Origin of the sequence: Mesorhizobium sp. M0815 (assembly GCF_040319995.1) — a bacterium.
Lineage (GTDB): Bacteria > Pseudomonadota > Alphaproteobacteria > Rhizobiales > Rhizobiaceae > Mesorhizobium.
The window spans coordinates 181,349-199,584 of record NZ_JAMYOU010000008.1; the positions used below are offsets into that span (position 1 = coordinate 181,349).

The 18,236-nt window shown below is 62.6% G+C and carries 18 protein-coding genes and 1 tRNA gene; 10 read left to right on the plus strand and 9 right to left on the minus strand.

What is annotated here, in order from left to right; all coding sequences use genetic code 11:
• The first annotated feature begins 102 nt into the window (after window positions 1–102).
• Window positions 103–1,650 carry a magnesium-protoporphyrin IX monomethyl ester anaerobic oxidative cyclase gene (bchE, locus tag NKI01_RS12345; RefSeq protein WP_352495033.1) on the plus strand — a complete coding sequence of 516 codons (1,548 nt, stop codon included), beginning with the start codon at window positions 103–105 and terminating at the stop codon, window positions 1,648–1,650.
• Window positions 1,651–1,871: 221 nt separating this feature from the next.
• Window positions 1,872–2,270, plus strand: coding sequence for a RidA family protein (locus tag NKI01_RS12350; protein ID WP_352495032.1), 399 nt, complete (start codon window positions 1,872–1,874; stop codon window positions 2,268–2,270).
• Window positions 2,271–2,402: 132 nt separating this feature from the next.
• Here the strand turns inward: NKI01_RS12350 and argB are convergent, their stop codons facing one another.
• Window positions 2,403–3,296 carry an acetylglutamate kinase gene (argB, locus tag NKI01_RS12355; protein ID WP_023677482.1) on the minus strand — a complete coding sequence of 298 codons (894 nt, stop codon included), beginning with the start codon at window positions 3,294–3,296 and terminating at the stop codon, window positions 2,403–2,405.
• A 96-nt stretch (window positions 3,297–3,392) separates the two neighbouring features.
• A complete protein-coding gene (locus tag NKI01_RS12360; protein WP_023718206.1) occupies window positions 3,393–4,889 on the minus strand; it encodes an amidase in 1,497 nt (498 codons plus the stop codon).
• A gap of 126 nt (window positions 4,890–5,015) precedes the next feature.
• Here NKI01_RS12360 and NKI01_RS12365 point away from each other — a divergent pair, with 126 nt between their 5' ends.
• The 4 genes from NKI01_RS12365 to msrB all read left to right on the plus strand — a co-directional run bounded on the left by NKI01_RS12365 (window position 5,016) and on the right by msrB (window position 7,688).
• The gene (locus tag NKI01_RS12365) at window positions 5,016–5,555 is read left to right on the plus strand and encodes a sigma-70 family RNA polymerase sigma factor (protein ID WP_023718207.1); all 540 of its coding nucleotides are present in this window, start codon (window positions 5,016–5,018) and stop codon (window positions 5,553–5,555) included.
• On the plus strand, window positions 5,552–6,256 hold the full coding sequence (locus NKI01_RS12370) for an anti-sigma factor (RefSeq protein ID WP_352484356.1): 705 nt from the start codon (window positions 5,552–5,554) through the stop codon (window positions 6,254–6,256). Before NKI01_RS12365 ends, NKI01_RS12370 begins: the two co-directional genes overlap by 4 nt.
• Window positions 6,257–6,458: 202 nt before the next feature.
• The gene (locus NKI01_RS12375; RefSeq protein ID WP_352515757.1) at window positions 6,459–7,016 is read left to right on the plus strand and encodes a fasciclin domain-containing protein; all 558 of its coding nucleotides are present in this window, start codon (window positions 6,459–6,461) and stop codon (window positions 7,014–7,016) included.
• 171 nt (window positions 7,017–7,187) lie between these two features.
• The gene (msrB, locus tag NKI01_RS12380; protein ID WP_292655897.1) at window positions 7,188–7,688 is read left to right on the plus strand and encodes a peptide-methionine (R)-S-oxide reductase MsrB; all 501 of its coding nucleotides are present in this window, start codon (window positions 7,188–7,190) and stop codon (window positions 7,686–7,688) included.
• A 212-nt stretch (window positions 7,689–7,900) separates the two neighbouring features.
• Here msrB and NKI01_RS12385 read toward each other — a convergent pair whose 3' ends face one another.
• On the minus strand, window positions 7,901–9,454 hold the full coding sequence (locus NKI01_RS12385; RefSeq protein WP_352963304.1) for a DHA2 family efflux MFS transporter permease subunit: 1,554 nt from the start codon (window positions 9,452–9,454) through the stop codon (window positions 7,901–7,903).
• Between the two features lie 67 nt (window positions 9,455–9,521).
• The gene (locus tag NKI01_RS12390) at window positions 9,522–10,700 is read right to left on the minus strand and encodes an HlyD family secretion protein (protein WP_352591270.1); all 1,179 of its coding nucleotides are present in this window, start codon (window positions 10,698–10,700) and stop codon (window positions 9,522–9,524) included.
• A gap of 143 nt (window positions 10,701–10,843) precedes the next feature.
• Here NKI01_RS12390 and NKI01_RS12395 point away from each other — a divergent pair, with 143 nt between their 5' ends.
• Window positions 10,844–11,593: a TetR/AcrR family transcriptional regulator gene (locus NKI01_RS12395; protein WP_352484315.1), complete on the plus strand. Its 750-nt coding sequence runs from the start codon at window positions 10,844–10,846 to the stop codon at window positions 11,591–11,593.
• A 21-nt stretch (window positions 11,594–11,614) separates the two neighbouring features.
• On the opposite strand, the gene yihA is transcribed toward NKI01_RS12395, so the two are convergent.
• The 5 genes from yihA to rpmH all read right to left on the minus strand — a co-directional run bounded on the left by yihA (window position 11,615) and on the right by rpmH (window position 15,390).
• Complete coding sequence (yihA, locus tag NKI01_RS12400) at window positions 11,615–12,274, minus strand: ribosome biogenesis GTP-binding protein YihA/YsxC (RefSeq protein ID WP_352963293.1); 660 nt, start codon at window positions 12,272–12,274, stop codon at window positions 11,615–11,617.
• On the minus strand, window positions 12,271–12,909 hold the full coding sequence (locus NKI01_RS12405; protein ID WP_352591267.1) for a CatB-related O-acetyltransferase: 639 nt from the start codon (window positions 12,907–12,909) through the stop codon (window positions 12,271–12,273). Before NKI01_RS12405 ends, yihA begins: the two co-directional genes overlap by 4 nt.
• Before the next feature lie 144 nt (window positions 12,910–13,053).
• Window positions 13,054–14,865, minus strand: coding sequence for a membrane protein insertase YidC (gene yidC, locus NKI01_RS12410; RefSeq protein ID WP_352895288.1), 1,812 nt, complete (start codon window positions 14,863–14,865; stop codon window positions 13,054–13,056).
• A 13-nt stretch (window positions 14,866–14,878) separates the two neighbouring features.
• The gene (gene rnpA / locus NKI01_RS12415) at window positions 14,879–15,232 is read right to left on the minus strand and encodes a ribonuclease P protein component (protein ID WP_352895289.1); all 354 of its coding nucleotides are present in this window, start codon (window positions 15,230–15,232) and stop codon (window positions 14,879–14,881) included.
• Between the two features lie 23 nt (window positions 15,233–15,255).
• Window positions 15,256–15,390, minus strand: coding sequence for a 50S ribosomal protein L34 (gene rpmH, locus NKI01_RS12420; protein ID WP_008833937.1), 135 nt, complete (start codon window positions 15,388–15,390; stop codon window positions 15,256–15,258).
• Between the two features lie 335 nt (window positions 15,391–15,725).
• Between rpmH and NKI01_RS12425 the strand changes: the two genes are divergently transcribed.
• The 3 genes from NKI01_RS12425 to NKI01_RS12435 all read left to right on the plus strand — a co-directional run.
• Window positions 15,726–17,213, plus strand: coding sequence for a sensor histidine kinase (locus tag NKI01_RS12425; protein WP_023718217.1), 1,488 nt, complete (start codon window positions 15,726–15,728; stop codon window positions 17,211–17,213).
• 325 nt (window positions 17,214–17,538) lie between these two features.
• A tRNA-Arg gene (locus tag NKI01_RS12430) sits at window positions 17,539–17,615 on the plus strand.
• Between the two features lie 320 nt (window positions 17,616–17,935).
• Window positions 17,936–18,236 (plus strand): ankyrin repeat domain-containing protein (locus tag NKI01_RS12435; RefSeq protein ID WP_352963296.1); only part of this gene is annotated, 301 nt, incomplete at its 3' end.

Sequence of the window (18,236 nt, forward strand, 5' to 3'; positions counted from 1 at the left end):
GCATTTCTGCGGAAAAGCTGCACACAAACTGCTGAAGCGAGCCAATCTCCAGCGCTAGATCGCCGACTACGACATGCGGACCGCCATTGCATAAGGTCCGCCATGAAAATCGTCCTGATCAACCCGCCACATACGGCCATCGGCAGCCGTGTGCCGGACGACCATCTGCCGCCGCTCGGTTTGCTGGCACTGGGCGGTCCGCTGATCGACGCGGGACATCAAGTGCGACTTGTGGACGCCGAATTCGGGCCGATGCCGCTTGCCACACTGGTCCGGGACGCCTTGAGCGATCATCCCGACTGTATTCTGATCGGCCATTCCGGCTCGACCTCTGCGCATCCGACAGCCCTACTGATCGCCGGCATGGTCAAACACATCGATCCGGCGACAATCCTGATTTATGGCGGCGTGTTTCCGACCTATCACTGGCGCGACATACTGGCCGAAACGGAGGCCTTCGACTTCATCGTTCGTGGCGAGGGGGAGGCGACCATCGTCGCGCTGGTCGAAGCGCTTGAAAAACGCAAGCCGCTGTCGGATGTGGCGGGCATCGCCTTTCGCGACGATTTGCGCCGGCCTTTTGCCACCAACCCGGCAAGGACGATCGCCAATCTCGACGACTACCGCATCGGCTGGGAACTGATCGATATCACTCGCTATAGCTATTGGGGAGGCAAGCGTGCGGTGGTCATGCAGTTCTCGCGAGGCTGTCCGCATCTGTGCAACTATTGCGGCCAGCGGGGGTTCTGGACGCGCTGGCGGCACCGCGACCCCGTGAAGTTCGCGCGGGAGATTGCCTGGCTATACCGCGAGCACCGCGTCGAGCTGATCAACCTTGCCGACGAGAACCCGACCTCGTCCAAAAAAGCCTGGCGCGCCTTTCTCGATGCGATGATCGCCGAGAATGTGCCGGTGCTGATCGTCGGCTCCACCCGCGCCGACGACATCGTCCGCGACGCCGGCAGCCTGCATCTCTATCGCAAGGCCGGCGTCATCCGCTGGCTGCTTGGCATGGAAAATACCGACGAGCAGACGCTCCAGTTGATCCGCAAGGGCGGCAGCACCTCATCCGACCGCGAGGCGATACGGCTGCTGCGCCTCAACGGCATCTTGTCGATGGCGACCTGGGTGGCCGGTTTCGAGGACGAAAGTTTCCGCGACCTCTGGCGCGGCTTCCGCCAGCTGATCGCTTATGACCCCGACCAGATCCAGGCGCTCTATGTGACGCCGCACCGCTGGACGCCGTTCTTCAGGATTGCCAGGGATCGCAAGGTGATCCAGCTGGACGCCCGCCTGTGGGACTACAAGCACCAGGTGCTGCAGATGACCCGCCTCAAGCCGTGGATGTTGTTCTTCGCCGTCAAGCTGATCGAACTGGCCGTGCAGTCGCGGCCCAAGGCCTTGGCGCGCATCCTGTTCCACAAGGATCCGGAGCAACGGCATTCGATGCGCTGGTACACCAAAATGGGCCGCCGCGTCTGGTTCCGCGAAGTCTGGGGCTTTCTGGTTCGCGACCGCCGCCTGAAGAATGGCCCGACGCTCGCCGAATTCTGGGGCGCGCCGCAGGACGAGGAAGAGGAATCGATGGTGGTCGCGCACCCGGCGCGCAGGCTGACACCGCCTGCGACCACGATTTCGTCGCGCGCCTGACCGGCTCGGGCAATCTTTTAACAAGCATACGCAACGTATGTATATTGACATACGGAATGTATGTACCCACTTCGGGATACGGGACGGATATCAGCGACCGCCCCGGAAAATGGAACGCAGCGATCCAAAACCCCGAAGTCTTGCGGGCGGCTCTCACCTTCTCGGAGAAGCCACATCGCGATGGTCGGGACCGGCCTGCCTTGTCTGATTGGAGTGAAACAATGACCAAACGCGATGCGATCTTCCCTGCCGGTCGGCAGGCCCTCTACGAAGTCAATCGCTATTCGGCGGCGATCCGCTCAGGCGGCTTTCTGTTCGTCTCGGGCCAAGTCGGCAGCCGCGAGGACGGATCGCCGGAGCCAGCCTTCGAAAAGCAGGTCCAGCTTGCCTTCGACAATCTCGCGGCGGTGCTGAAGGCCGCCGGTTGCACGTTTGACGACATTGTTGACGTGACCACGTTCCACACCGACCCGGCCAAACAGTGGGAGGCGATTGACGCCGTTCGACTTAGGGCGATCGGTGAACCGCCCTACCCGAACTGGACCGCGGTGGGGGTGAATTGGCTGGCGGGCTTCGATTTTGAGATAAAGGTCATCGCGCGCCTTCCTCAGCCCGGATGATCGATTGGCGGCGAGCGACGAAGGCGGAGACTACCTAGTCGACCGTTCGCCCGCCCGCCTGTCTTGACAAGCGCTGCGATGGTGATCGGATGGTCTTCCGGTCTGTCGCGGCGTTGAACAGACTGAGGCCACTCACGGCACGATCAGCGTGCCGGCGCCGTGTTCGGTGAACAGCTCGAGCAGCACCGCATGCGGCGTCTTGCCGTTGAGGATGACGACGCCAGCGACGCCGCGCTCGATTGCCTCGATGCAGGTTTCAACCTTGGGGATCATGCCGCCCGAGACCGTTCCGTCCTTGATCAGGGCCTTGGCCTCGGCCACGGTCAACTCGTCGATCAGCTTCTTATCCTTGTCGAGCACGCCGGGCACGTCGGTGAGAAACAGCAGGCGCGTCGCCTGGCAGGCGCCGGCGATGGCGCCGGCAAAAGTGTCGGCGTTGATGTTGTAGGTATGGCCGTCGCGGCCGGGCGCCACCGGCGCCAGCACCGGGATCATTTCGGACCGCGCCAGGAGGTCGAGCAATGTGCGGTCGACCTCGACCGGTTCACCGACGAAGCCCAGGTCGAGCACCCGCTCGATGTTGGAATCAGGATCGATCATGGTCTTGCGCGCCTTTTCGGCAAACACCATGTTGCCGTCCTTGCCGCACAGGCCGATCGCCCACTCGCCCTCGGCATTGATCAGCGCGACGATTTCCTTGTTGATCGACCCGGCCAGCACCATCTCGACAATCTCGACGGTCTTCTGGTCGGTGACACGCAAGCCGCCCTCGAATTTGGATTCGATGCCCATCTTGCTGAGCATGGCGCCGATCTGCGGCCCACCGCCATGCACGACGATCGGGTTGACGCCGGATTGCTTGAGCAGTGCGATGTCGCGGGCGAAGGCTTTGCCGAGCGCGATGTCGCCCATCGCGTGGCCGCCATATTTCACCACGACCGTCTTGTTCTCGTAGCGCTGCATATAGGGCAGCGCCCTTGAAAGCAGCGCGGCCTGCATTTCGGCGGTGGCGGCGACATCCGTCATCGGCGTGGTTCCCAGCTTGGCATGAACGGCGGCGTCTTAGCGGGAATTGGACGAGGGGGCAAACGGCTTTGCTGTCACGATCGATCAAATCACCGCCTATGCCGGCACCTGCAGCGGCGCCCGCCGGCCCAGCCATCCCGAGATCTTTTCCATCTGCGCGGCGAACGACAAAAGCGTCTCCTCGTCACCGGGGCGGCCGGCGGCCTGGACGCCTAGCGGCAGGCCGGCATCGGTCACGTAAACCGGAAGCGTGATCGACGGTTGCCCGCTGACGTTCTGGATCGCCGGCCAGTGGGTGAACCAAAGGCTCTTGTCCATCAGCTGGCCGAATAGCGGCTTGAACTTCAGCAGGCCGGCGAGGCGCAGTCTGTCCAGGACATTCTCGATGAATTCGTCGGCGCCTTTCGGGTCCATGGTGCCGCAGGCGAGCGGCGGGTGCGCGATGACAGGCATCAGCACTGCATCATAGTGCGCGGTTTCGGTGATAAGGCGGCGCGAGGTTGCGTGCAGCCGCTGCAGGCCGGCATAGATTTCGCCGGCCGAGAGGATTTCACCGAACCGGCTCATCACGCGCGTGGCGCGTTCGATATCGCCTGAGATGGAGCGGCCGACGCGCAAGGCCTCGCCACGCATCGTGCCGGCCACCGCCGCGGCGACGGTTCTGGCGAAATCGGCGATGAAATCGCGGTCGATATAGGGCAGGTCGATCTCCTCGACGCTGTGCCCGCCTTCGCGCGCCAGCCCAATCGCCGCATCCAGAGCTTTCAAGGTTTCTTCCGAAATCGGCAGGCCGAGCGGCGATTTTCGGTAGAAGGCGAGCTTGAGCTTGCCCGGATCGCGCCCGGCGGCCGCAGTGAAACTGCCGTTCGGCGAGGGTGCCGCGTAGGGCGACAGCGGTTCGGGCCCGTGGGTCAGGTCGAGCAGCAGGGCCGTATCGCGCACCGAGCGGGCCAACGCATGGTCGACGACAAAGCCGTACCAGCTTTCAGTGACGAGCGGCGTCAAGGGCACGCGGCCGCGCGAGGTTTTCAACCCGACCAGCCCGGTACAGGCCGCAGGCACCCTGATCGAGCCGCCGCCATCCGAGGCGTGCGCCACCGGCACGACGCCGGCCGCGACCAGCGCAGCCGCGCCGCCCGAGGAACCGCCGGTCGTGTGAGCGGTGTCCCATGGATTGCGGGTGACGCCGTAAGCCACCGACTCGGTCACCAGCCTCAGCCCGTGTTCGGGTGCGGTGCTGGTGGCGATCGGGACCAGGCCGGCGGCCAGATAGCGTTCCGTCATGACCGAGTTAAAATCGGGGGTGTAGGCTGGGATGCGGCTGCCGCCATGCGTCGGCACGCCCTTCATGGCAATGCCGAGGTCCTTCAGCGCAAAGGGCACTCCGGCAAGCGGCAGCTTGTGGTCGACGGTTTTCGCTCGCGCCCGCGCCGCCTCAAAAAGCGGTTCGGCGATGGCGTTGATCTCCGGCTGGGTGGCCTCGGCCCGGGCGATCGCCGCATCGACGAGATCTTGCGGTGTGATCTCTCCCTTGTGCACGAGTGCGGCCTGGCCGGTTGCGTCATGCTCCCACAGAACCCGCTCGATCGACATGGTCGCCCTCCCGCTCATGGCAAGCTAGCGGGCGGCGATTTCCTTGGCAATCGACGCTGGCGCTGCCAGTGCGCAAGACCATTTCAGTCGTTGCAAATACATTGCAATCGCCTAATTTGGCGGCCGATGACGCCGCAGGACATCAGCAACCTGATTGTCCGGACCTCGATGAAGGACCGGGCTGCGTTCGATCTGCTGTACCGGCAGACCAGCGCGAAACTTTTCGGCGTCTGCCTTCGTGTATTGAAGGATCGGGGAGATGCAGAAGAGGCGCTTCAAGAGGTCTTCGTCAAGATATGGACGAAGGCGGACCGTTTCGCCGTTTCGGATCTGAGCCCGATCTCCTGGCTGGTGGCCATTGCGCGCAATCATGCGATCGATCGGATCAGGGCGCGGCGAGAGCCTGCCGCCTATATCGATGCCGCGCTCGACGTGGCCGATCCGGCGCCGGGGCCGGAGGCCATGGCCGTGGCGGGCGGTGAGTCCGGACGCATCTACCATTGTCTCGAGGAATTGGAGAAGGACCGGGCGGCGGCCGTCCGGGGCGCCTATCTGGATGGCAAAAGCTATGCGGAGCTGGCGGAGCGCTATGGCGTACCGCTGAACACGATGCGGACCTGGCTGCGGCGCAGCCTGTTGAAACTGAGAGAATGCCTGGAAAGATGACGCTGGCTGACGACAATGGACCGGAACGTGGGGGCGACGACCTGTTCGCCGCCGAATACGTTCTTGGCGTTCTGGCCGCCGATGAACGCGAGATCGCGTCGCGCCGCATCGATGCGGACGCCGCCTTCGCGCGCCTTGTGGATGCCTGGGAGGCGCATCTTTCGCCGATGGCCGCCGCCTATCCGGAGACAGAGCCTCCGATCAGGGTCAAGGAAGCATTGGACCGCCGGCTGTTCGCTGCAGAGCCGCGCGCCGGCCTCTGGTCGAGCCTTGGCTTCTGGCGCGGTCTTGCCGCCGCCGCCATTGCGGCGCTGGCAATCTATATTGCCTTGCCTTACGTCAATCCACCGGTCGTCGAGCCGCAAACCCGGCTTGTCGCCTCGTTGGCAGCCGAAGGCAGCGATGTCAAATATCTCGTCGTCTACGACGCCGTCCGTCACGATGTCGGCCTTTCCCACGTCTCCGGCGAGCGGACCGCCGGCAAGGACTTCGAGCTGTGGATGATCGAAGGCAAGAACGCGCCGGTGTCGATGGGCGTCATCCCGGCCGGTGCGACCGCGCATCTGGCCATCCCGCCCGCCGTCCGGGAGAAATTGGCGCAAGGCGCCGTGCTTGCGGTCAGCGTCGAGCCTGCCGGCGGTTCGCCGACCGGCCAGCCGACTGGACCGGTGGTCGCAGCGGGCGATCTGAAGAGCATCTGACCGATTCTTGCTTCGGAAGAAGACCTGAAATCTATCTCTCACGAACAAAAATCATGCAAAGCTTGTCGGCGGTGACCGATTAGCACATGGAAAATTGAAGCGACACAATATTTCTTACGTGAGGACGAAACTCCGGCATTTCTGTTGCGTATCTTCTTGCGTTCCCGAACGAGGGGAACGATAACCCAAGGAGATTGAAATCATGCCTAAATTCGCCACCCTTTTGCTTGCCGGCAAGGTTGCGATTTCTGCGATCGCCACCATTGCCTATGCCCAAAATCCGATGGTCGGCGGCGCCGCCATGTATGCCCAGAAAAACATCGTCGAAAATGCTGTCAACTCGAAGGACCACACGACGCTGGTCGCTGCCGTCAAGGCAGGCGGCCTGGTCGATACGCTGCAAAGCGCTGGCCCCTTCACCGTGTTCGCGCCGACCAACGAGGCCTTTGCGGCACTTCCAGCCGGCACGGTGGAGACGCTGCTCAAGCCTGAAAACAAGGACAAGCTCGTCAAGATCCTGACTTGCCATGTCATCGGCGCCAAGGCGATGGCCGCCGACGTCGCCAAGATGGTCAAGGATGACGGTGGCACCCACAAGGTCAAGACGGTCGGTGGTTGCGAACTGTCGCTCAAGACCGACGGCGGCAAGGTCACCGTGACCGACGAGAACGGCAATGTCGCTAATGTGACGATCGCCGATGTCGAGCAGTCCAACGGCGTCATCCACGTCGTCGACAAGGTTCTCCTGCCGAAGATGTAACAAACGCACGCTGCCGGCGAAGATATCGCTAAGGGCCTCCCTGCGCACACTCCGCGCCGTTCACGCAAGTGGATAGGCGCGGAGTCCCGCTTTGAGGACAGCGATCGTCACCGGCTTTTGATTTCCGTCTGGCGGTCGAATTTGGCACAAGCAGTAACAGGAGGAATGGGCATGAACCGTCGCGAGCTTCTTTTGAGTGGTGCGGCAGCCATTGGCGTTGTCGCAGGCGCCACCGCGCTGCGCATGGGCGGAGCCCAGGATGCACGCGCGGCCGAGACTTTCGAGGTTACCAAGACCGAGGCCGAGTGGCGCGCCATCCTGTCCGACGCGGCCTTCAATGTGCTGCGCAAGGAGGGCACGGAATACCCGGGCACCAGTCCGCTGCTCAACGAGCACCGCAAAGGCATCTTCGCTTGCGCCGGCTGCGACCTGCCGGTCTATTCGTCAGAGACCAAGTTCGATTCCGGCACCGGCTGGCCGAGCTTCTGGCAGGAAATCCCCAACGCGATCGGCAAGACCGTGGACAGGTCGTTGGGCATGACCCGCACCGAGGTCCATTGTCGCCGCTGCGGTGGCCATCTCGGCCACGTCTTCGACGACGGTCCGCCGCCGACCGGGTTGCGGCATTGCATCAACGGTGTCGCCTTGACCTTCAAGCCGGCGACGGCCTGAGGATGGCTGCGCCCCTGACTTTGTCGGAGAGCGCTAGAGCATCGGACCCAAAAGTGCGAAGCGGTTTTGGGAAAATCCGATGCTCAAACAAAAAGTTGGAGCGGTGGAGTGTCCGCCGCTCCAAGACTTCGTAATGGTTGATTTTGCGCATGACCCCGAAATCGCTTTTCGGGGTCATGCGCGAGGGCGCCAGGCGGGGGATCCAGCGCGCCTCAATGGCCTCCGCCACCGCCGCCCTGAGCGGCTGGCTTGCGGATCACCAGGGTGAAGAGCCCAAGCGTCGCGAACAAAACCGTCAGCATGAAGAATACGTCCATGAACGACAGCAGCGACGCCTGCTGCTGGACCATGCCTGACAGTTTGGAGATGGCCGCCTTGGAGGCGTCGAGCCCGGCGGTCTGCTCGAAGTCGAGCGTCATGTTCTGCAGCTTCTGCTGCGCAGCGGCACTTCCCCATTGCACGTGCTCGGAGAGCCTGGCGTAATGGAAGGCATTGCGGTCGATCAGCACGGTGTTGATGACTGCCAGGCCGACGGCGCCGCCGAGATTGCGGGTCAGGTTGAACAGGCCAGACGCATTCTTCAGCCGCTCCGGCGGCAAGGTTCCGAGCGCAATGTTGTTGATCGGCACCATGCAAAGCATCATCGAGCAGCCGCGCAGGATCTGCGGGATCAGCAGTTCATAGAAATCCCAGTCGGCGGTGAGATGCGTCATCCACCAGGTCCCCGTGGCGAAGCCGAAGAAGCCGATCATCATCATGATGCGCGGGTCCATCTTGTTCGACAGGATGCCGGAGATCGGCGCAGTGAAGAACATGGCCAGGCCGCTGACGAACAGCGCCTCGCCGATCATCATCGAATCGTAGCCGCGGATCCGCCCCAGGAACACCGGATAAAGATAGGTCAGACCGTAGAGGCCGATGCCGACGACGAAGGAGAACAGCGAGCCGAAGGCAAAATTGATATTGCTGAAAGCCCTCAGATCGACAATCGGCTCCTCGGCGGTGAACACGCGCCAGAAGAACAGCACCGCGCCGAAGGTCATGATGACGGCGCAGATGAACACCGCCTGATCCTGCAGCCAGTCGTTGTTGGGACCTTCCTCCAGCACATATTCCATGCAGCCCAGGAAGGCGGCCATGCCGGCAAGCCCCCACCAGTCGAACTTGCTGAACAGCTTGAGATTGGGTTTGTCGAAGTCGATCAGCGACCAGGCGGCCGTCGTCACCAGAATGCCGGGCACGACGTTGACCAGGAACAGCCAGTGCCAGGACATGGCATGGCTGATATAGCCGCCGACGGTCGGGCCGATGGTTGGCGCCAGCGTCGCCACCAGGCCGATCATCGGCGAGACGATGGCGCGACGCGACGGCGGGAAGATGGTGAAGGCGGCTGCAAAGACGCTCGGGATCATGCCGCCGCCGATGAAGCCCTGCACGGCGCGGTAGACGATCATCTGGTCGATATTGGTTGCGGTCGCCGCCAGCGCGCTGGCCGCGGTGAAACCTGCCGCCGAGATTGTGAACAGCACCCGCGTCGACAGCATCCGGCTGAGGAAGCCCGACAGCGGGATCATCACCACCTCGGCAATCAGATACGCCGTCTGCACCCACGGAATCTCGTCCGAACTGGCGCTCAGGCCCGCCTGGATCTCGGCCAGCGAGGCCGAGACGATCTGGATGTCCAGGATGGCCATGAACATGCCGAACACCATTGCCAGGAAGGCGATGACGCGGCGTGTCGAGATGTGGTCAACCGGCGCCGGCATGGCTGGCGTCGGCGCCGATCCTGCAGTTAGGGTTGCGGTCGCCATGACCTTTGCTCCCGGTTCCGCTTTACTTCGATGCCGAAGGCGCCGTGCGGCTGTCGACGGCGACGACGACGCTCAGGCCGGCGCGCAGCTTGCCCGTCTTCAGCACATCCGCGGGCACGTCGATGCGAACCGGAACGCGCTGCACCACCTTGGTGAAATTGCCTGTGGCGTTTTCCGGCGGCAGCAGCGAGAACACTGCTCCCGAAGCCGGGGCCAGCGACGACACGGTACCCTCGATGTCCTGACCGTCGATCGCGTCGACCGACACTCTGACCTTTTCACCAGGCACCAGCCGGGCAAGCTGGGTCTCCTTGAAGTTGGCGACGATGTAGAGCTTGTCCATTGGCACGATGACGGCGAGCTTCTGTCCGGGGCTGATCAGGTCGCCCTGCTCGACCGAGCGGTTGCCGACCACGCCGTCATAGGGTGCGCGCAGCACGGTGAAGGACAGATCCCGCACCGCCTTGTCGTGGGCAAGCTGCAGCGAGCCCAGCGTACTTGCCGATTCCGCCCGCTGCGCCTGGAGCACGCCGATATTCGCCTGAGCCGCCGCGATCTGCGCGTCGGCGCCGGCTAGTGCGGCATTGGCTTGCTCGACCGCCGTCTGGGCATCGTCCAACTGGGCCTGGGTACCGACGCGGGTCTTGAGCAACTGGGCGGCACGAACCTGAGCTCGCTTGGCATTATCGGCCGCGGCCTGGTCGGCGGTCTTCTGCGCCTGCGCCTGCTTGAGCGAGGCGCGCGCCGCCTCGGTCTGGGCATCGATGCGGTCGAGCGTCTTGCTCAACGTGGCGATCTGCGCCTCGGCCTGGGCAACGGCTATCTTGTAGTCACCGTCATCGACGATCAGCAGCGGGTCGCCGGCCTTCACCTGCTGGTTCTCGGTCACTTTGACCTGATCGACATAACCCGAGATTTTTGGCGAGATGAACGCGGTGTCGGCCTGGACATAGGCGTCGTCGGTCGTGATCATAAAGCGCCCGTCGGTCCAGTAATCATAGCCATACCAGGCGCCGGCGCCCAGCAGGGCCAGGCCGATGATGGGCAACAACATCGAGCGCATCGAGCGCTTCTTTTTGGCGGGAGCCAGCGGGGTGACGTCGGCGGGTTTGACAGGGGCTTCCGGCGCTTCGATCGCAGGCTGGACCTTGGCACTGGGGAAAGGGCGGACTTGGGCACTGGTGGGCGCGTTCGAGGACATGATATCTCTCTAAATTAACTGGCGCTGAATTTTGTCAGACTGAACCGTTCGGTTCGATCTCGACATTGACTTAGCGCTTAAAGAGGCCCATATCAAGAGCAATCGAACCGGATGGTTCGAATTATTTTACGAGGTGTGACATTATGGCCGAAGCCCCCAAGGCCGCTCCTTTGCCTGAGTCAGGCCCATTGCCCGGCGCTGGCAAGGACCAGTGCGATCTGCTGGACAGTCTGCCGCGCGGCCGCCCGGCCGCGGGGCAAGACCCAGTCAAGCGCAGCCAGATCATCGACGGTGCGCGCCGTGTCTTCATCGACAAGGGCTTCGAAGCCGCGTCGATGAACGACATCACCCGCGAGGCCGGCGTGTCCAAGGGCACCATCTATGTCTACTTCGCCAACAAGGAAGAGCTGTTCGAAGCGCTGATCGAGGAAGAACGCGGCACGATCTTCAAGAACATGTACGAAGTGCTGGACCAGATCGGCGACCTTCGCCAGACGCTGGTGAAGTTCGGCATCGTGCTGTCCATGAAGATCACCTCGGCGAGGGTCATCCTAGCGCAGCGGACGGTGATCGGCGCGTCGGAACGCATTCCGGAGCTTGGCGCGCGATTTTACGAACGCGGCCCGAAGCGCGGCCATGACAGGGTTGTCGTTTTCCTCAACATGGCTATCGAACGCGGCCTGCTGAAGATCGACGATGTCGAGCTTGCCGCCTATCAGTTCACCGAGCTGTGCCTGGCCGGTCTTTTCCGCCAGTGCATATTCGCCTATCGCACCAAAGCGCCAAGTGCGGCCGAGATCGAACATATCGTCAGGTCGGGCGTCGATGTGTTCCTGAAGGCCTACGGCACCGAACAGCTTGCAGAGCAGGAACGGACCTCCAGCCCCGCCTGACCAGCCGTCGGATTCCGTTGCCTATCCGCCGTTCGCGGCGAGCACGATCGCCGCACGCAATTCTTCGAGGCCTTCGCTCTTTTCCGACGACGTGGCGAGCACGAAGGGAAAGGCCGCCGGGCGTTTCTTGATCTTCTGCAGCGTTTCCTCGATCAGCCGTGGTACCCCCGCCGCCTCGATCTTGTCGGTCTTGGTCAGTACGATCTGATACGACACCGCCGCCTTGTCGAGCAGCGACAGCACCTCGTCGTCCTTGGCCTTGATGCCATGGCGGGCGTCGATCAGCACGTAGACGCGCTTCAGCGTCACCCGGCCCTTCAGGTAGTCGAACACGAGCTTCGTCCACTCGTCGACCTTTTCCTTCGGCGCCGTGGCGTAGCCATAGCCCGGCATATCGACCAATGCCATCGGCGGCAGATCGGCGCCTTCTCCCGAAAATCCGCCCGGCACGAAATAGTTGAGCTCTTGCGTCCGGCCCGGCGTGTTGGAGGTGCGCGCCAGCCCCTTCTGGTTGACCAGCGCGTTGATCAGCGACGATTTGCCGACATTGGAGCGGCCGGCAAAGGCGATCTCGGGTGGACCCTCCGGCGGCAGGAATTTCATCGCCGGCACGCCGCGGATGAAGATCCAGGCTCGCGTGAACAATTCGATGCCGATCGTGGTCTTGTTCAACGCGTTCAAACCGCTGCCTCCAGAAGAAAAATGTTGCTGCCACGAATGGCATCGAGATTGCGGCTGATCTTTTCCACCGGCCAGTGCCACCACGCCAGCGCCAGCAGCCGCCGGATGGTCCTGTCGTCGAAGCGCATCTTCACCACCTTGGCCGGATTGCCGGCGACGATCGCATAGGCCGGCACATCGTGCGTCACCACCGACTTTGCCGCCACAATGGCGCCGTCGCCGATCTTGACGCCCGGCAGCATCACCGCTTCCATGCCGATCCAGACGTCGTTGCCGACGATTGTGTCGCCACGCACCTCCTTCGACCATGTCGCCGGGTCGAAGCCTTCTTCCCAGCCGTGGCCAAAGATATTGAACGGATAGGTCGAAAAGCCGGACATGGCGTGATTGGCGCCGTTCATGATGAAACGCGCGCCCTCGGCGAGGGCGCAGAACTTGCCGATGACCAGCCTGTCGCCGATGAACGGATAATGATGCAGCACGCATTTTTCGGCGAATTTGTCAGGTCCGTCAGGGTCGTCATAATAGGTGAAGTCGCCGATCTCGATATTAGGCGCCGTCACCAGCGGTTTCAGAAAGCCGACGCGTGTGTGCAACGGGATCGGATGCTTGATCGATGGATTGGGTCCGGTCATATCGAGCTCCGTCGAGCACCTGCCAGGCAGGTCAAAATAGCGCGATCCGTCCCGCAGTACCAATCGCTTAATCCAGGCCGGCAGCTTGTGCAAAAAGCCCCGGACGAACCGGGGCTTTCTGGTTTCGCATTATCGGAGCGCCGGCTATTCCGCCGGCGACGGTTTCTTGCGGAACAGCGCGACCAGATTGTCCCACAATTCGATCTTGGCGCCCTGCCGCTTCATGATCACGCCCTGCTGCAGGATCGAGAGCGTGTTGTTCCAGGCCCAGTAGATAACGAGACCGGCCGGAAAACCCGCCATCATGAAGGTGAAGATCACGGGCATCCAGGTGAAGATCGCCGCCTGCGTCGGGTCCGGCGGCGTCGGGTTCATGCGCATCTGCAGGAACATCGTCACGCCCATGATCAGCGGCCAGACGCCGATCATCAGCATGTGCGGCAAGGTGATCGGGATCAGCCCGAACAGGTTGAAAATCGATGTCGGGTCCGGCGCCGCCAGATCCTGGATCCAGCCGAAGAACGGTGCGTGTCGCATCTCGATGGTGATGTAGAGCACCTTGTAGAGCGCGAAGAAGACCGGGATCTGCAGCGCCACCGGCCAGCAGCCGGCGATCGGGTTGATCTTCTCGGTCTTGTAGAGCTCCATCATCGCCTGCTGCTGCTTCATCTTGTCGTCCGCGTATTTCTCGCGGATTTCGAGCATCTTGGGCTGCACCTTCTTCATGTTCGCCATCGACGCGTAGGACTTGTTGGCGAGCGGGAAGAAGAGGGCCTTGACGATGACGGTGGTGGCGAGGATCGCCAGGCCGAAATTGCCGAAGAATTTGTAGAGCGTGTCGATCAGCCAGAACATCGGCTTGGTGATGAAATGGAACCAGCCCCAGTCGATCAACAGGTCGAACCGCTTGATGTGGCGATCCTCGGCATAGGCATTGATCTTGCCGACCTCCTTGGCGCCGGCGAAGACCTCGGTCTCAACCGTCGCCGATTGGCCGGCGTCGACATTGATGTGGTCGGTCAGGAAGTCGGACTGATAGCGGTGCCGGCCATCCTCGAAATAGGCATAGCGCGGCTGGAACGGCTGCTTCTCTGTCGGCGCCAGCGTCACCGCCCAATATTTGTCGGTGATGCCCAGCCAGCCGTCGGTCGACTTGCCTGGCTTGAATTCCCTGTCCTTTTCGATGGACGCGTATTTGTGTTCCTGCAGGCCTTCCTCGCCGGTGAAGCCGATCAGGCCTTCGAACAGCACATAGATGCTGGCAACGGCCGGCTTGTCGAAACGGGTGACGCGGCCATAGTTGAACAATGAGACGGCGGCGGCACCCGAATTCTGCACCGTATCGGAAACCGTGAACATATAGTCCCTGTCGACCGAGAATGTGCGCTTGAAGGTCAGGCCCTTGTCGTTACTGAAGGCGAGCGTCACTGGTGTGTCCGGCGTCAGCGTCGGATTGCCGTCGACGTTCCAAACGGTCTTCGGTCCCGGCAGTGTTCCCGCCTTGTCGTCCCCAACAAAGCCGATCTCGGCGAAATAACCGTTGGGCAGCGACTCAGGATTGAGCAGCGCAATCTCGGGCGAGGTCTTGTCGACCGTCTCCCTGTAATGCTTGAGCCGGAGATCATCGAGGCGCGCGCCGGTGAGGTTGATCGAGCCTTCGAGGCTCGGCGTGTCGATCTTGACGCGCTTGGTCGAGGCAATCACCTGCTCGCGGCCGGCCGGCGTCACCGCGTCGCCGCCAGGCGCGTTCGGAATGGCGCCCGGCTGCACCGGTGTTTCGCTGGCGCCCGGACTGGTGCCTTGGGCGGCCTTCTTCTGCTCCGCCACGCGCTGTTCTTCGATGCGGGCGGCCTCACGCTGCATCTCGCTGCGCGGCATCACATAGAAATATTGCCAAAGCGCCAGGATCAGCACCGACAGTGCGATGGTGATAAAGAAGTTGCGGTTGTTTTCCATCGAAGCCCTTGGCCTATCGTGTTCCACGCAATCTGCGGGAGAGTTCGGCCTTCAACTGGCCAAACGGAGTGGTAAGCACGTCTTCGCGCCCGACGATGACATAATCATTGCCGGGCGCCATGTCATCCGCGGCATGCGTGCGCACGGCCTCTCTCAGCCGCCGCCGGATGCGGTTGCGAACGACGGCATTGCCGACCTTCTTGGTGACCGTATAACCGACGCGCGGCGCCTCGCCGTCGCTGCGATCCAGAACCTCGACGAGGACAAGCCGCCCGCGGCGCTTTTCGCCACGGCGGACGGCCAGGAATTCCGCGCGCTTCAGAAGCCGCTTGGGATGGGCACCCGTTGGCTTGCCGGTTGCGGGCAACGATCTTGTCTCTCGCTTGGTGCTCAGGCGCTGAGACGCTTGCGGCCGCGGTTGCGGCGGGCTGCGACGACGCCGCGGCCACCTTTGGTTGCCATGCGGGCGCGGAAACCGTGCCTGCGTTTGCGGACGAGTTTGGACGGCTGGTAAGTACGCTTCATTTGTTTAAATACCGCGGGGTGCGGCCCTTCTTGATTCTGTCACTTTGTAACAGGAGCTTTGCCGGGCCGGTTTTGGCGCGATCGAAACCGCGCCGGGACGAATGGCCCGAGCGTGAGCGGGCTTATAGAAAGAAGGGTTTTGGAAGTCAATCCAGCCTGTCGGGCCGGCGTTGTCGGACTGGCAGGGAAGTCCTTGCGGCCCTTTGTCCGGCTTCGATCAAGGATGAATTTGGCAAAAAAGCCGCAATCGCCTAATCTCACCCGATCAAGCGATCGTGAAGACAAGCAGTCCTTAAGACAAGCAGCCGTGATGACAGGCAGCCGTGACGACGAGCATGAGTGAAGTCCCAGCAACCGACGAAAGCATCGCCGAGGCGAAGGCCGCCACCCGCAGGGTGCCCTTGGCGCGCGGCCTGTCGACCAAGTTGCTGCTGCTCACCATCGTCTTCGTGCTCTTGGCTGAAATCCTCATCTTCGTGCCCTGGATCGCCAGTTACCGGCTGAGTTGGCTGAAGGAGAGGCTGAGTACTGCCGCTGCTGTTTCCATCGTCCTGGTGCAGGGCGAACCTGCCTCGCTGTCGCGTGCCGCCCAGAACGACGTGCTGATGGCGATCGGCGCCAAGGCGATCGCGGTGCGCGACGGCGGCGTCTCGCGGCTGCTGGTCGTGGCCGAAATGCCGCCGCAGGTGGACGAGCATATCGATATCGCCAATGTCGGCATGATCAAGGGCATGACCGGCGCGCTGGACACGCTGTTTTTCGGCGGCAAGAGGATGCTGCGCGTTTTCGGGCCGGTCGGCGACAGCGACAAGGAGTTCGAGCTGATCATGCCCGACCACCGCCTGCGCAATGCCATGCTGATCTATTCGCGCAACGTCGCCTTCGTCTCGCTGCTGATTTCGCTGTTCACCGCCATGCTGGTCTACGCCGCGATAGACCTGATCATGATCGGCCCGATCAGGACGATGACGCGCTCGATGCTGTCCTTTTCCGAGGCGCCCGACGATCCCGGTCGCATCATTCACCCCGCCGCCCGGGCCGACGAGATCGGCGTCGCCGAACGCGAGCTGTCGCAGATGCAGGAGCGGCTGCAAAAGATGCTGACCGAGCAGAAGCACCTGGCCGATCTCGGCCTGGCCGTGTCGAAGATCAACCACGACATGCGCAACATCCTTGCCTCGGCGCAGCTGATGTCGGACCGCCTGCGCCAGGTAAAGGACCCGACTGTTCAGGCCTTCGCGCCAAAACTGCTGCGCGCGCTCGATCGCGCCGTGTCCTATTCGGAAGGCGTGCTGTCCTATGGCCGCACCCAGGAGCCGCCGCCGTCGCGTCGCAGGCTGCGGCTGCGCCAGTTGGTCGAGGACGTCCAGGGCCTGCTCGACATCGAATGCGGCATCGAATTCGTCAACGCCGTCGATCCGGTGCTCGAGGTCGACGCCGATTCCGATCAGCTGTTCCGCGTGCTCACCAATCTTAGCCGCAACGCCGTGCAGGCGATGGCGGCGGACACCGAGAGCGCCGTAGTGCGCCGCCTGACCATATCGGCCGAGCGCATCGGCAGCGTCAGCCGCATCGTCGTCACCGACACCGGCCCCGGCCTGCCGCCGAAGGCGCGCGAAAACCTGTTCGCGGCGTTTCGCGGCTCGGCCCGCAGCGGCGGCACCGGCCTTGGCCTGGCGATCGCCCATGAATTGATCCGCGCCCATGGCGGCACGGTGGAGCTGGTCGAAAGCATCGGCGGCCGCACCACATTCGCCGTCACCATTCCCGACCAGCCGGTCCGGCTCGACCAAGCCCGCAACGGCCTGCGCCGCCCGGCGTAACGAACCGTTTCGTTACGGACCGTTTCAATTCGCAAATGGTTGGTCCGGGACTAAGAGTCCTCGGCTCGGCCGCCGTGCAACGGCTTGTTTCGTTACGGACCGTTCCGATTGGCAAATGACCGATCCAAGACGACGACCTATCGGCTCGGCCGCCGCGTGACGCGATCTTACCTTCGCCGGCCGGCGCATGACGGCAAAACGTGACGGCAAAACTTTTGGCCAGGATCGGCTTGCTTTTCGCAAATTCAGTCGCTAGGGAACAGCTCACATTCGCGGCCGGTCGCCAGGATCGGATCGCGGGGCTATGCAAAGCATGGCCTGTTGCGCGCCCGTAGCTCAGCTGGATAGAGCACCAGACTACGAATCTGGGGGTCAGGAGTTCGAATCTCTTCGGGCGCGCCATTTGTAATGTACATCCCAATCCACCGGCATCGATGGACCGCTTAGCCGCTCATCATTGCCATCGTGGTGGCGCTTTAGCAGTTACCGGCAAATCTGCGGGATTCCCGGCGCTGAGAAACGACTTCTCCTTGGGAGATGAGCCACGGCTGGTCGGCTGATGTTTAGGACCGCCTTGCATGCAGGCGACTGCATGCGCTGCCGCCGCCCGCCACGGCGGCGGCGAACTCGATCACACGTGCGTTGCCGCTATCGAGCATTCGTACTAACCTCGCCCTTCTTGAAATCGTGCCGGGTCCTCAGGCTTGCCTTGGGAGATGCTAATGCGCGGGTTCTTGCCTTTCATTCTGTTGGTGCTTCTACACATTCCGATTGTATCGCATGCCGCCTCCATCCACGACGCCGCCATGAAGGGCGATGTCGCCGGGATCACGGCAGCGCTCGACGCTGGTGCCGGCGTCGATGAGAGCGACGGGGGCGCGACACCACTCTATCTTGCGGTTAGGGGCGGGCATTTTGCGGCGGCAAAACTGCTCATGGAACGCGGTGCCGACGTCAACGCCGCCCCAACACCGGCTTTGGGTCCTGCCCTCATGCCGGCTTTGGCAAAACGCAGGATCGATT